Here is a 13,405-nt window from a genome sequence, read left to right as displayed (position 1 = left end):
CCTACTTTCAGAACAGCACGCTCATGAAGGCACCCACTTCGTGGAAACCCACGCGCCGGTAGGCGGCCCTGGCGGGCACGTTGTAGTCGTTCACATAGAGGCTCACTATGGGGGCGAAGTCGGCGAGGGCGTACCGTACGACGGCCGCCATACCGGACTCGGAGAGGCCGCGCCCCCGGAACGCGGGGTCGACCCAGACGCCCTGGATCTGGCAGGCCTGTGAGGTGGCGGCGCCGATCTCGGCCTTGAAGAGAACCTTGCCGTCCTCTATGCGGGCGAACGAGCGCCCCGTACCGACGAGTTCGGCGACGCGCGCCTGGTAGAGCAGTCCGCCGTCGCCCGCGAGCGGGGAGACGCCGACCTCCTCGGTGAACATGGCCACGCAGGCAGGCATGATCACGTCGAGCTCGTCCTTGCGGATACGGCGGACGAAGGGGTCGGGCGCGACGGTGGCGGGAAGCTGCTCCGTGACCATCAGGGGCTGATGGGAGCGGACCTCGCGGGCGGGGCCCCAGTGGGGCTCCAGAAGGCGCCAGAGCGCGGCGGTGGGCTCGGCGGGGCCGACGACGGAGGAGCAGCGGCGGCCGGTCCTGCGGGCGCGGTCGGCGAAGGCGCGGACGGCCTCGGGGGTGGCGCAGATGGGGACGAGGTTGGCACCGGCGTAGCAGAGCGAACGGAGCCGGCCGTCCTCGTACCAGCCCCACATCTCGCCGCCCAGGCGCCACGGGTCGAGCCCGGCGACCTGGACGCGGGACGTGACGAATGCGTTGGCGACGGGCTCGCTCTCCAGGATGGCGAGCGCGGCGCCGAGTTCACCGGGTTCGAGGACCCGGGTGGTGGTCTGCGTCAACACGAGGGGGCCTCACCATACGTATGCCGATCTCCGCACTGTACCCGCCACCACCACACGCCGCCGCCCGCGCGCACGCAAGGCCCCACCACGCCCCGTACGCCGCCCGCTACGCCCCGTACGCGCGCTGCCGGCGGACGGGCACCGCACCTGCCGTACGGGCTCCCCAGGCGGCGCTCCAGGGCCGCGCAAGACGCCACGTGAGGCAGCGGCGCACGGCGCCCGGGCAGGACGCTGCGGGACGGAGCGCGCATCGCGGCGTCCCGGGGCGGTGCGGGGCAGACCGGTGTGTACGGCGCGGGGCCGAGCCCGGAGCGGCGTACGGGCAACGTACGGGGCGGCTTTGCCGTCTGGGGCGACGCCGCCCCGCGCGGCGTACGGCGCGCAGGGCCGGGCCGTACTACAGGGCCAGGCCGGCGTACAGGGCCGGGCGAGCCTGCGCGTCGCCGAGAGGGCGGCGTACGGGGCGGTTCATGGCGGCGCGGCCGGCGCAGGGCGGGCTCGGGGCGGCGTACGGAGCGCTGGCGGGTCAGGCTCGTAAGGCGCGGCACGGGCCCGAACGGGGCGGCGTACGGGGCGGCGTGGGGCGGCGTACGGGGCGGGCACATCGCCCATCCACCCGCGCCCCGTACGGGGCCACAGGCGCCCCGCAACGGCGACGGCCCCGCAGCCAGTGCCCAGAAGAGGGTGGCTGCGGGGCCCACGGGGCGTGGGGCCGGGCGACGGGTTGGTGCTCGGCTGGTGCTCGTCCGGCCGACCACGTGCCTTACGAGTCGTGCGTACGGTGCGCTACGGGGGCCGTGGGTCAGCTCACGGAGACCTCGGGCTCGCCCGAGGCGACGCCGTCCTTCTCCATCTGCTCGGCGATCTTCATGGCCTCGTCGATCAGGGTCTCCACGATCTTCGACTCCGGGACGGTCTTGATGACCTCGCCCTTGACGAAGATCTGGCCCTTGCCGTTGCCGGAGGCGACGCCGAGGTCGGCCTCACGGGCCTCACCGGGGCCGTTCACGACGCAGCCCATGACGGCGACCCGGAGCGGGACCTCCATGCCCTCCAGCCCCGCCGAGACCTCGTCCGCGAGCTTGTAGACGTCCACCTGGGCGCGGCCGCACGACGGGCAGGAGACGATCTCCAGGCGCCGCTGCCGGAGGTTCAGCGACTCCAGGATCTGGATACCGACCTTGACCTCCTCGGCCGGGGGCGCCGACAGCGAGACGCGGATCGTGTCGCCGATGCCCTCCGCCAGCAGCGCGCCGAACGCCACCGCCGACTTGATGGTGCCCTGGAACGCCGGTCCCGCCTCCGTGACACCGAGGTGCAGCGGGTAGTCGCACGCCGCGGCGAGCTGCCGGTAGGCGTTCACCATGACCACGGGGTCGTTGTGCTTCACGGAGATCTTGATGTCGCGGAACCCGTGCTCCTCGAAGAGCGACGCCTCCCAGAGCGCCGACTCCACCAGCGCCTCGGGGGTGGCCTTGCCGTACTTGGCGAGCAGCCGCGCGTCGAGCGAACCAGCGTTCACCCCGATACGGATCGGCGTGCCCGCGTCGCCCGCCGCCCGAGCGATCTCGCGCACCTTGTCGTCGAACTGCTTGATGTTCCCCGGGTTCACGCGGACCGCCGCGCACCCGGCGTCGATCGCCGCGAAGACGTACTTGGGCTGGAAGTGAATGTCCGCGATCACCGGGATCTGGGACTTCTTGGCGATGACCGCGAGCGCGTCCGCGTCGTCCTGGGTGGGGCATGCCACGCGTACGATCTGGCACCCCGAAGCCGTCAACTCTGCGATCTGCTGAAGCGTCGCGCCGATGTCCGATGTCCGCGTCGTCGTCATCGACTGCACCGAGACCGGCGCGTCCCCGCCGACCGCCACCGACCCGACCTGGATCTGACGGCTGACCCTTCGATCGGCGAGCTTCGTCGGTACGGACGGCATTCCGAGAGAAATTGCGGTCATCTGTAGTGCAACCCCAAGGTATGGATCAAGGTCCCGAGATCGGCGGGCTCCAGGACCCGAGATTACGCCACCCCGCGCCGGGCGGGCACATCCTCGCGGGAAGTCCACGCAAAGGTAAGCGGCCGGACACACATGGTGCCCGGCCGCTGTAAAACGGCTGTTATCAGCTGATCTTCACGGGGTTGAAGACATCAGCGACCAGAACGAGCAAGGTGAAGCAGATGAAGATCCCGGCCACCACATAGGCGACCGGCATCAGCTTCGCCACGTCGAAGGGGCCCGGGTCGGGGCGCTTGAACAGCCGCGCCAGCCTGCGCCGCAGGGACTCCCAGAGGGCGCCCGCGATGTGGCCGCCGTCGAGGGGCAGCAGCGGCAGCATGTTGAAGAGGAAGAGCGAGAGGTTGAAGCCGGCGAGCAGGAACAGCATCATCGCGATCTGGTTCTGCGCCGGAATGTCGAGGGTCATCACCTCACCGCCGATGCGCGCCGCGCCGACCACGCCGACCGGCGAGTCGTCCTTGCGCGGCCCGTCGCCGAACGCGGCGCTCCAGAGGTCGGGGATCTTCGAGGGCAGCGAAATGATCGAGTCAACGCCGTGCACGATCATGTCGCCCATGCGGTCCACGGACTGGGGGAAGGAGAGCGGAACGATCTCCGTGGCGGCGGCGAACCCGAGGTAGCCGGCGGGGACGTACTTGTCGGGGATGACCTCGCCCTTGGAGTCCTTGGCGGCCACCATGTTCTTGGCGAGCGTGGCGTGCAGGACCTGCTCCGTACCGTCGCGCTGAACGGTGATGGTGGCGGGGCCGATCGTGCCGCGGATCAGGTTGGAGAGTGTCGACCAGTCCTCGACGGGCTTGCCGTCGAAGGCGACGATCTTGTCGCCTTGCTTGAGGCCGGCCGCTTCGGCGGGCGAGACGGGGTCGCCCTTCTCGCAGGTGTCCCGCTTGTCGCTCTGCGAGATCACGCACTTCTGGACGCCGGCGACGGTCGTGGTCTGCGTCTGGAAGCCGAAGCCCATGGCGACGCTGATGAAGATGACCGCGGCCAGGACGAGGTTCATGAACGGGCCCGCGAACATCACGATGACGCGCTTCCACGGCTTACGGGTGTAGAAGAGCCGCTTCTCGTCACCGGGTTCGAGCTCCTCGAACGCGGCGGACCGTGCGTCCTCTATCATCCCGCGCCAGGGCGACGTGGAGCGCGCCTCGATGCGCCCGTCGGGGCCCGGCGGGAACATCCCGATCATGCGGATGTAGCCACCCATAGGGATCGCTTTGAGGCCGTACTCCGTATCGCCCTTCTTGCGCGACCAGATGGTCGGTCCGAAGCCGACCATGTACTGGGGTACGCGGATACCGAAGAGCTTCGCCGTGGACAGATGTCCCAGTTCATGCCAGGCGATGGAGAAGAGCAGCCCTGCGACGAACACAAGGATGCCGAGGACCGTCAACAGAATCGTCATGCGCGAGCCTCCGCTGGCTGTTCATCACGTGACTGACGTAGGTCACTGAATTTCGCTGCTGTCTCACGGGCACGGGCGCGTGCCCATGTCTCGGCTTCGAGGACGTCGGCCACCGTGAGCGAGGTTCCTTCCGCGGCGCCCCGTCCCGCGACGTCACCCGCGCCGGTACGGGGCGCCGCGCGCTCAGCCTCCGCCACGACGGCGGTGACCGTCTCCATGATGGCGTTGAACGGCAGCCGCCCCGCCAGGAACGCGTCCACGCACTCCTCGTTCGCGGCGTTGAACACCGCAGGGGCCGTGCCGCCCAGCTCCCCGACGTGCCGGGCGAGTCCCACGGACGGGAACGCCTCGGTGTCGAGCGGGAAGAACTCCCAGGTCGAGGCCTTCGTCCAGTCGAACGCGGGCGCGGCGTCGGGAACCCGCTCGGGCCAGCCGAGACCCACGGCGATCGGCCCGCCCATGTCGGGCGGGGTCGCGTGGGCCAGTGTCGAACCATCCATGAATTCCACCATCGAGTGCACATACGACTGAGGGTGGACGACCACCTCAATGCGCTCGAAGGGAATGTCGTAGAGCAGGTGGGCCTCGATCACTTCGAGGCCCTTGTTGACGAGGGTCGCGGAGTTGACCGTGATCACCGGCCCCATGGCCCAGGTGGGGTGCGCGAGGGCGTCGGCGGGGGTGACGCTCGCGAGATCGGCCTTGGAACGGCCCCTGAAGGGCCCTCCTGAGGCCGTGACGACGAGCTTGCGGACATCGGCGCGGGTGCCGGCCGCCAGCGCCTGGAAGAGCGCGGCGTGCTCGGAGTCGACCGGGATGATCTGCCCGGGCTTCGCCAGCGCCTTGACGAGGGGGCCGCCGACGATCAGCGACTCCTTGTTGGCGAGCGCCAGGGTGCGGCCTGCCGTCAACGCGGCGAGCGTGGGGGCGAGCCCGATGGATCCGGTGATGCCGTTGAGGACGGTGTGGCACTCCGAGGCGGCCGCCTCGGTGGCGGCGTCGGGGCCGGCGAGGATCTCGGGGAGCGGTTCGCCCGCCCCGTACCGCGCGCGGAGGGCCTCCCGCAGTTCGGGGACGGCGCTCTCGCGCGCGACGGCGACCGTACGGACCCGCAGCCGCCACGCCTGCTCGGCAAGGAGCGCCACGCGGCCGCCGGCGGCGGAGAGCGCTGTGACGCGGAAGCGGTCGGGGTTGCGCAGGACCAGGTCGATGGCCTGCGTGCCGATGGATCCGGTGGAGCCGAGGACGACCACGTCACGGCGGCCTTCGATCGGGTCGAAGAAGAGGTGCGGATCGGCGAGAGGGGCTGGGCTGTCGCTCATGCCCCCCATTCTTGCCGCATCCGGGGGTGCGACCGACAACGCGCCCCCATGGGTGTCTCCATGCGCCACCCGTGCCCGCGCCCCGGCCCGCCCGGTACGGAGCCCCGGACCCGCCCCCTAGGGGACCTCACGCCGCGACGCACGGGCACAGGCACGAAGGAGGCCGACACAGCGGCGGGCGGCGCAGCCACGGGCCTCGGCACCGTACGGGGCCTGAGTGAGGCATTGCGTACGGGGCGCGTGGGCGCTTCGTACCGGCGCGGCCCGACGGCACCGTACGGGGCGTGTGCAACAGGCACCGTACGGGGCGTGCGCGCGGCGGGTGGGGGCGGTTCCGTAAGCCTCCGGTCGGCTCCGGTCCGTGGGAACACGTTGACACGTCTGCCGTCCACCCTGATCCTGAGAGCGCTCTCAGACTCTTCTTTCCACCCCCACTGGAATCCACCTCCTAAGGAGGAAGAGCGTGCCTGCCCTACGGAAGGTACTGACCCACCTCGCCGCCACCGTGGTCTTCGCTACGGGGTTCACGGCCACAGGACCCGCATCCGCGGCCACCGCAGCCGCCCCCACGGCGTCCGCCACGCCGTCGGCAGAAGCGGCGGTTCCCGAGACCATTCCGCTCACCATCAAGAACAGCTCCGGGCGCGGCGATCAGGTCTACGTCTACAACATCGGGACAGAGCTCTCGACGGGCCGGCAAGGCTGGGCCGACGCGAACGGTACGTTCCACGCCTGGCCGGCCGGGGGCAATCCGCCCACCCCGGCGCCGGACGCGTCGATCGCCGGGCCCGCCAACGGGCAGTCGATGACGATCCGGATGCCGCAGTTCTCCGGCCGGGTCTACTTCTCGTACGGCCAGAAGCTCGTCTTCAAACTCACCACGGGCGGCCTCGTACAGCCCGCCGTGCAGAACCCGTCCGACCCGAACCGGGACATCCTCTTCAATTGGACCGAGTACACGCTCAACGGCTCCGGGCTGTGGATCAACAGCACCCAGGTCGACATGTTCTCGGCCCCGTACGCCGTGGGCGTCAAGGTCCCGGACGGCACGACGAAGACCACCGGCCACCTCAAGGCGGGCGGCTACAACGGCTTCTACGCCTCTCTGCGGGAGCAGCCGGGCGGCTGGGCCAACCTGATCCAGACACGCGCCGACGGCACCGTTCTGCGCGCTCTCGCGCCCGGTCACGGCATCGAGGCGGGCGCGCTGCCCGCGTCCGTCATGGACGACTACATCAACCGCGTGTGGAACACCTATGCGTCCTCCACGCTGACCGTGACTCCGTTCGCGGACCAGCCGGGCACCAAGTACTTCGGCCGGGTCTCGGGCAACGTCATGAACTTCACCAACGCGTCGGGCGCGGTCGTCACCTCGTTCCAGAAGCCCGACTCCGACAGCGTCTTCGGCTGCTACAAGCTTCTGGACGCGCCCAACGACGCCGTACGGGGCCCGATATCGCGCACCCTCTGCGCAGGCTTCAACCGTTCCACCCTCCTGGTGAACCCCAACCAGCCCGACACCAATGCGGGCAGCTTCTACCAGGACGGGGTGACCAACCACTACGCGCGGAAGATCCACGCGCAGATGGCCGACGGGAAGGCGTACGCCTTCGCCTTCGACGATGTCGGCAACCATGAGTCGCTGGTGACGGACAACAACCCGCAGGAGGCGTTCATCACCCTGGATCCGTTCAGCTAAAGGACGTGTGACGGGGCATCACGGGGCCGGGCCGGGGGGCACGCCGCCCACCGGCCCGGCCTCCCCTGTGGCGCCGTACGGGGCGCCACAGGGGCTCAGCGGATGGTACGGCGCACGTTCTCCCGCCGAGTCGGTCCCGGCGTCGCGTCGGCGATCCAGGGGCCCTCTCCGCTCGGATCGACGATGCCGTCCTCCAGCCAGGCGTACGTCCCCGAGAGGACACCGTCCACGACCTTGCGGTCGAGGTCGTCCGTGTTCGACCAGAGTCGCGTGAAGAGCTCCTCGACGCGGATCCTGGACTGCTCGCAGAAGGCGTCGGCCAGTTGGTACGCCTCGCGGCCGTGGTTGCCCCGCGTGCGCAGCAGGTCGGCCCGTACGCACGCGGCGCTCATCGCGAACAGCTCCGCGCCGATGTCCACGATCCGGCCCAGGAAGCCCTGTTTGGTCTCCATACGGCCCTGCCAGCGCGACATGGCGTAGAAGGTGCACCGGGCGAGCCTGCGGGCCGTGCGCTCGACGTAGCGCAGATGCGCCGCCAGGTCGGGGTGTCCGGCCGGGTGGAACGCCGCGTACGAGCCGGGCAGTTGCCCCGGGCCCGCCACCAGCTTCGGCAGCCAGCCGGCGTAGAACTTCCCCGCCCGCGCCCCCGCCCGCGCCTTGTCCTGGAGTGTCTTGTCGGGGTCGATGATGTCGCCGGCCACCGCGAGGTGCGTGTCGACGGCCTCGCGGGCGATCAGCAGGTGCATGATCTCGGTGGATCCCTCGAAGATCCGGTTGATGCGCAGGTCGCGGAGCATCTGCTCGGCGGGGACGGCGCGTTCGCCGCGGGCCGCCAGGGAGTCCGCCGTCTCGAAGCCCCGGCCGCCGCGGATCTGAACGAGTTCGTCCGCCATCAGCCAGGCCATCTCGGAGCCGTACAACTTGGCGAGCGCCGCCTCGATCCTGATGTCGTTGCGGTCCTCGTCGGCCATCTGGGAGGCGAGGTCGACGACCGCCTCCAGCGCGAACGTGGTGGCGGCGATGAACGAGATCTTCGCCCCCACGGCCTCGTGGCGGGCCACCGGCCTCCCCCACTGCTCGCGCACGGACGACCACTCGCGGGCGATCTTCAGCGACCACTTGCCGGCGCCCACGCACATCGCGGGCAGGGAGAGCCGCCCCGTGTTGAGCGTGGTGAGCGCGATCTTGAGGCCGGCGCCCTCCGGGCCGATACGGTTCGCGGCGGGGACGCGGACCTGGTGGAAGCGGGTGACGCCGTTCTCCAGACCGCGCAGTCCCATGAAGGCGTTGCGGTTCTCGACGGTGACGCCGGGCGAGTCCGCCTCGACGACGAACGCGGTGATGCCTCCCTTGTGCCCCTCTTGCCGGGGGACGCGGGCCATCACCACCAGCAGGTCGGCGACGACACCATTGGTGGTCCACAGCTTGACGCCGTCCAGGAGGTAAGCGTCTCCGTCGGGAATGGCGGTCGTGGCCAGCCGGGCGGGGTCGGAGCCGACGTCGGGCTCGGTGAGCAGGAACGCGGAGATGTCGGTACGGGCCAGGCGCGGCAGGAAGCGGTCCTTCTGCTCCTGGGTGCCGAAGAGCTTGAGCGGCTGCGGTACGCCGATCGACTGATGCGCGGAGAGCAGCGCCCCGACGGCGGGGCTGGCGGAGCCGACGAGTTCCAGGGCCTTGTTGTAGTACACCTGGGTGAGGCCGAGACCGCCGTACTTGATGTCGATCTTCATACCGAGGGCGCCCAGTTCCCTGAGGCCGTCAACCACCTCGTCCGGGATCCTGGCCTCGCGTTCGATGAGCGCGCCGTCGACGCGCGTCTCGCAGTACGCGCGGAGCTTGGCGAGGAACTCCTCGCCGCGCCTGACGTCCCCCGGGGCCGGCAGAGGGTGCGGATGGATGAGGTCGAGGCGGAAGCGGCCGAGGAACATCTCCTTCGCGAAGCTGGGCTTGCGCCAGCCCTGCTCACGGGCGGCCTCGGCGACCTGCCGCGCTTCGCGTTCGGAGACCTTGGGCTTGCCCTGTGGCTCGCGAGGGCCTTGGGGCGCGGACGCTGCTGACGGTGCGGATGGGGCGGACATGAGGAACTCACCTCGCCGCGGAGTCGGGGCCAATGGCGTTGCCTGGCGGGTACGGGGCCGGTACGCGGCCCTGTACGCGACGGCGCGGGACGGAGCCGCCTCCGCCAGTGACGGTGTCGATATGCCGACTGCTGCTACTGGTCCGTATCTACCCGATTCCGGGCGCCCCCACCAGTCGTGCACGGCTCCCCCGTCGCCCCGTACGCGCTCCGTCGCCCCTCGATGACGCCTCCGCCCCTCATGCCCCCCATTCCGCCCGGCATGGAGACGCCGCCCCGTACGTCGCTCCGTATACGCACCCCGTACGGAGCCCCGACGAGGCGGCGTACGGGGCGCGTATACGCGTATAGAGGACGGCTTTACGAAGCGGCGTTACAGGGCGACCACAAGGGCGCGGTATGGGCCTGCCTAGAGGTCGATCCCCGTCAATACGAGAACGCGCTCGTAGGTGTAGTCGTCCATGGCGAACCGCACACCCTCACGGCCCACACCGGACTGCTTGGCCCCGCCGTACGGCATCTGGTCGGCGCGGTACGAGGGGACGTCGCCGACGATCACACCGCCGACCTCCAGGGCGCGGTGGGCGCGGAACGCCGCCCGCAGGTCGTGCGTGAACACGCCGGCCTGGAGGCCGTACTTCGAGTCGTTGACGCGGGCGAACGCCTCGGCCTCGGTCTCGACGCGCTGGAGGGTGAGGACCGGCCCGAAGACCTCCTCGCAGGCGAGGGTGGTGTCCTCGGGGACGTCGGCGAGGACGGTGGGCGTGTAGCTGGCGCCGTCACGCTTGCCGCCGGTGAGGAGCCGCGCTCCGGCACGTACCGCCTCGTCGACCCAGGATTCGACGCGCTTGGCGGCGTCCTCGCTGACGAGGGGGCCCACGTCGGTGGTGTCGTCCGCGGGGTCGCCGGCCACCTGGGCCTCGACGGCGGCGACGATGCGGGGTACGAGGCGCTTGTACACGGTGGCGTCGGCGATCACCCGCTGCACGGAGATGCAGGACTGGCCGCCCTGGTAGTTGGAGAACGTGGCGATACGCGTCGCCGCCCACTCCAGGTCCTGGTCGCTCGCGTAGTCGGCGAGGACGACTGCCGCGCCGTTGCCGCCGAGTTCGAGGGTGCAGTGCTTGCGCGGGACGGAATCCATGATCGCGTAGCCGACCTTGTCGGAACCCGTGAAGGAGATCACCGGCAGCCGCTCGTCCTGTACGAGTGCGGGCATGCGGTCGTTGGACACGGGCAGCACCGACCACGTACCGGCGGGGAGGTCGGTCTCGGCGAGCAGTTCACCGAGGAGAAGGCCGGAGAGCGGCGTCGCCGGGGCGGGCTTGAGGATGATCGGAGCGCCCGCGGCGATGGCCGGGGCGACCTTGTGGGCGCAGAGGTTGAGCGGGAAGTTGAACGGCGCGATGCCCAGGACGACGCCGCGGGGGAAGCGGCGCGTCAGCGCGAGGCGCCCCGTACCCCCCGCGTCGGTGTCGAGCCGCTGGGCATCACCGGAGTTGAAGCGCCGGGCCTCCTCGGCGGCGATCCGGAAGACGGAGACGGCGCGGCCGACCTCACCCCGGGCCCACTTCAGGGGCTTCCCGTTCTCGGCAGAGATCAGTTGGGCGATCTCCTCGGTGCGCTCGGCGAGGCGGCGTGAGACGTGGTCGAGGGCGGCGGCGCGTACGTGCGCGGGCGTCGCGGCGAACTCGTCGACCACGGCGTACGCGGCGGCGACGGCCTCCTCGACCTGTGCGTCGGTCGGTACGGAGACGGTCCCCACGACGCGCCCGTCCCAGGGGGAGGTGACGTCGAGGGTGTCGTCGCCGGTGGCCTGGCGGCCGGCGAGCCAGAAAGCGTGGGTGGAAGTCATTGCGAGTCCGGGCCCTTCCGAGGAGACGTCGTGTATGTCCCACGGTAGGGGCGCGAGGGCATGCGGCGGATTATCCGTGGTGGAGTGGTGCGCCGGGAGTTGTGCTACGCAATGTCGTACGTAGGGACCTGCGGCGGCCCCGCACCGTACGGCGCCCAGCAGGGCACATGGCGTCCCCGGCGTTCCCCAGGCCCCGGATGTGACCGCCTCGGTGCCCCGCAGGCCGAGCCGCCCCCGCACCCGGCTGCCCCGTGCTCTGCTCCCCGTGCTCCGCTGCCCCGTCCCCGCTACGTACGAGGCTCCGGGGGCGTGGGAACGGGCGGCGTCGGGGCCGACGGTGCCGGGGAGGGCGTGGGGGCGGGCGGCGTCGGGGCGGCCGTGGTCTTGAGCGCCAGCCACAGCTCCATCCGTACGTCCGGGTCGTCCAGCGAGCGGCCCAGGATCTCCTCGACCCTGCGCATGCGGTAGCGGAGCGTGTGGCGGTGCACGCCCAGGTCGGCTGCGGCGGCGTCCCACTGACCGTGGCGGGAGAGCCAGGCGCGCAGGGACTCGACCAGATCGCCGCGTCCTTTGGCGTCGTGGTCGCGCAGTGCCCGCAGCATGCCCTCCGCGAAGGCGCGTACGGCGTCGTCCGCGAGCAGGGGCAGGATCGAGCCCGCGGCGAGCGCCTCGTGCTCGACAAGGGCTCTGCCGCGCCGTCTGGCCACCGACAGGGCCTGCTCGGCCTGTTTGTAGGCGCCGGCCGTCGCGATCGGCCCCGTCGGCGCGGAGAGGCCGATGACGACGCCCGCCTCCTCGGCCTCCTGCGGCGTGTACGGCGCCGTGGCGGCGACCACCGCGCCGCCGTCGGAGGCCACCACGGCAAGACGGTCCTCCCCGTCGGTCACCACGAGCACGGCTTCGGCGGCGCGTGAGGCCGCCGCCTCGATGGCGTCGGTCAGCGCCTGGAGCGGGTGGTCCGTCCTGGCGCCCCCGGCCCCGTGCGGGGCGGCGTAGTTGCCGGCTCCCGCCACGGACTCCGCGATCAGCAGCCGGAACGGCGCGTCGAGCAGCGCACCGTACAGGTCCCCCGCCACGGTCCGCGCGTGGTCCGGTTCGCCGGACAGCAGCATGCGGAGTACGGCGGCGCCCAGCCGCTGCTCGGCGGCCTGGAGGGCGCGGGAACGCTCCGTGGTGAGCGTCAGCAGCGCGACGGCGGAGTGCACCGCGTACCGCTCGGCCGTGCCCAGCGCGGCCCCCGTACCGACCGCGAGGGCGCCCCGGACGCGGCGGCCGGTGCCGAGCGACTGGAGTTCCACCCGGTCCTCCGCGTCGCCGGGCGCGCCGTCCCCCGCGTCCGCGCCGCCGACGACGGCACTCGCCGGCGCGGGGCGCTCACGCAACCGCTCGACCTCCGCCGTGAGCCGCGCCGCGCGCCGCGCCGCCCACTCGGGCGCCGCCGCGACGACGGCGCCCGACGCGTCGTACAGCGCCGCCCAGCCGTTCACATGTGCTGCGAGCCGCTCCAGCAGCGCGGCAGGCCCTTCGGAGAGCGCGGCGCGGGTCAGCTCGCGCTGGACCTCGAACCCCGCCGTCACGGCGCGGTACTGGTCGGCAGCGAGCGCCGCCGACACGGCCTTGCTGATGGCCAGGAACGGGGTACGGCGTGGAACGCCCAGCAGCGGCAGCCCCGCCTCGCGCGCCGCGCCGACGAGGGCCTCCGGGACGTCTTCGTAGTTCACGCCGATGGCGAAGCCGAGCCCGGCGACCCCGGCGTCCGCCAGCCGGCGTACATACGGCCGCATCGCCCCGGCGTCCGCGGCGTCCAGCGTGGTCGCCGTGATGAGGAGCAGTTCCCCGCCCTCCATGTACGGGACGGGGTCGGGCAGCTCGCTGGCGTGGACCCAGCGGACGGGCGTGCTCAGCCGGTCCTCCCCCGCGTACACGGTGAGGTGGAGCGCCGAGTGCTGGACGAGCGAGGCGAGGGTGGGCGGCATGGTGGAACCGTAGGACCTTCGGCAGCGGAGGGGCAGGGCGACGGACAGAGGCCGTCAGGGGCATGGACACCCCCGTCCGGCCCGAGCGTCCGGCCCGAGATCCGGGCCGTGCGGTCATTTTGCCGTCTTGTAGCAACGGTAACCCTCAATTGTGCCAGCCTGTACGAAGTACAGGTCATATGCACTCACCCGGAGAACCGC

Annotated in this window: 8 protein-coding genes; 1 reads left to right on the top strand and 7 read right to left on the bottom strand. The window is 71.2% G+C overall.

The window, feature by feature from the left end; genetic code table 11:
* Positions 1 to 7 precede the first annotated feature (7 nt).
* The 4 genes from AB0O07_RS20465 to dxr form a co-directional block, all read right to left on the bottom strand.
* Complete coding sequence (locus tag AB0O07_RS20465; RefSeq protein WP_365635152.1) at positions 8 to 853, bottom strand: GNAT family N-acetyltransferase; 846 nt, start codon at positions 851 to 853, stop codon at positions 8 to 10.
* A gap of 802 nt (positions 854 to 1,655) precedes the next feature.
* Positions 1,656 to 2,810, bottom strand: a complete 1,155-nt coding sequence (ispG, locus tag AB0O07_RS20460) for a flavodoxin-dependent (E)-4-hydroxy-3-methylbut-2-enyl-diphosphate synthase (protein ID WP_365635149.1) — start codon at positions 2,808 to 2,810, stop codon at positions 1,656 to 1,658.
* 163 nt (positions 2,811 to 2,973) lie between these two features.
* Complete coding sequence (locus tag AB0O07_RS20455) at positions 2,974 to 4,275, bottom strand: site-2 protease family protein (protein WP_365635146.1); 1,302 nt, start codon at positions 4,273 to 4,275, stop codon at positions 2,974 to 2,976.
* A complete protein-coding gene (dxr, locus tag AB0O07_RS20450) occupies positions 4,272 to 5,597 on the bottom strand; it encodes a 1-deoxy-D-xylulose-5-phosphate reductoisomerase (protein ID WP_365635144.1) in 1,326 nt (441 codons plus the stop codon). Before dxr ends, AB0O07_RS20455 begins: the two co-directional genes overlap by 4 nt.
* 463 nt (positions 5,598 to 6,060) lie before the next feature.
* Here dxr and AB0O07_RS20445 point away from each other — a divergent pair, with 463 nt between their 5' ends.
* The gene (locus tag AB0O07_RS20445) at positions 6,061 to 7,296 is read left to right on the top strand and encodes a glycoside hydrolase family 64 protein (RefSeq protein ID WP_365635141.1); all 1,236 of its coding nucleotides are present in this window, start codon (positions 6,061 to 6,063) and stop codon (positions 7,294 to 7,296) included.
* A 95-nt stretch (positions 7,297 to 7,391) separates the two neighbouring features.
* Here AB0O07_RS20445 and AB0O07_RS20440 read toward each other — a convergent pair whose 3' ends face one another.
* The 3 genes from AB0O07_RS20440 to AB0O07_RS20430 all read right to left on the bottom strand — a co-directional run bounded on the left by AB0O07_RS20440 (position 7,392) and on the right by AB0O07_RS20430 (position 13,204).
* Positions 7,392 to 9,374: an acyl-CoA dehydrogenase family protein gene (locus AB0O07_RS20440; RefSeq protein WP_365635138.1), complete on the bottom strand. Its 1,983-nt coding sequence runs from the start codon at positions 9,372 to 9,374 to the stop codon at positions 7,392 to 7,394.
* A gap of 408 nt (positions 9,375 to 9,782) precedes the next feature.
* The gene (locus AB0O07_RS20435) at positions 9,783 to 11,228 is read right to left on the bottom strand and encodes an aldehyde dehydrogenase family protein (protein WP_365635135.1); all 1,446 of its coding nucleotides are present in this window, start codon (positions 11,226 to 11,228) and stop codon (positions 9,783 to 9,785) included.
* A 287-nt stretch (positions 11,229 to 11,515) separates the two neighbouring features.
* On the bottom strand, positions 11,516 to 13,204 hold the full coding sequence (locus tag AB0O07_RS20430; protein ID WP_365635132.1) for a PucR family transcriptional regulator: 1,689 nt from the start codon (positions 13,202 to 13,204) through the stop codon (positions 11,516 to 11,518).
* Between the last annotated feature and the right edge of the window lie 201 nt (positions 13,205 to 13,405).

Source organism: Streptomyces sp. NPDC093085 (assembly GCF_040683935.1).
Lineage (GTDB): Bacteria > Actinomycetota > Actinomycetes > Streptomycetales > Streptomycetaceae > Streptomyces.
Note: the sequence above shows the minus strand (reverse complement) of the source record. Positions and strands in the feature narration are given on the sequence as shown.

What these genes read in the sequence shown, in the direction of transcription:
- ispG (WP_365635149.1), bottom strand. Translation starts at nt 2,810, where the DNA reads ATGACCGCAATTTCTCTCGGAATGCCGTCCGTACCGACGAAGCTCGCC.
- AB0O07_RS20455 (WP_365635146.1), bottom strand. Translation starts at nt 4,275, where the DNA reads ATGACGATTCTGTTGACGGTCCTCGGCATCCTTGTGTTCGTCGCAGGG.
- dxr (WP_365635144.1), bottom strand. Translation starts at nt 5,597, where the DNA reads ATGAGCGACAGCCCAGCCCCTCTCGCCGATCCGCACCTCTTCTTCGAC.
- AB0O07_RS20440 (WP_365635138.1), bottom strand. Translation starts at nt 9,374, where the DNA reads ATGTCCGCCCCATCCGCACCGTCAGCAGCGTCCGCGCCCCAAGGCCCT.
- AB0O07_RS20435 (WP_365635135.1), bottom strand. Translation starts at nt 11,228, where the DNA reads ATGACTTCCACCCACGCTTTCTGGCTCGCCGGCCGCCAGGCCACCGGC.
- AB0O07_RS20430 (WP_365635132.1), bottom strand. Translation starts at nt 13,204, where the DNA reads ATGCCGCCCACCCTCGCCTCGCTCGTCCAGCACTCGGCGCTCCACCTC.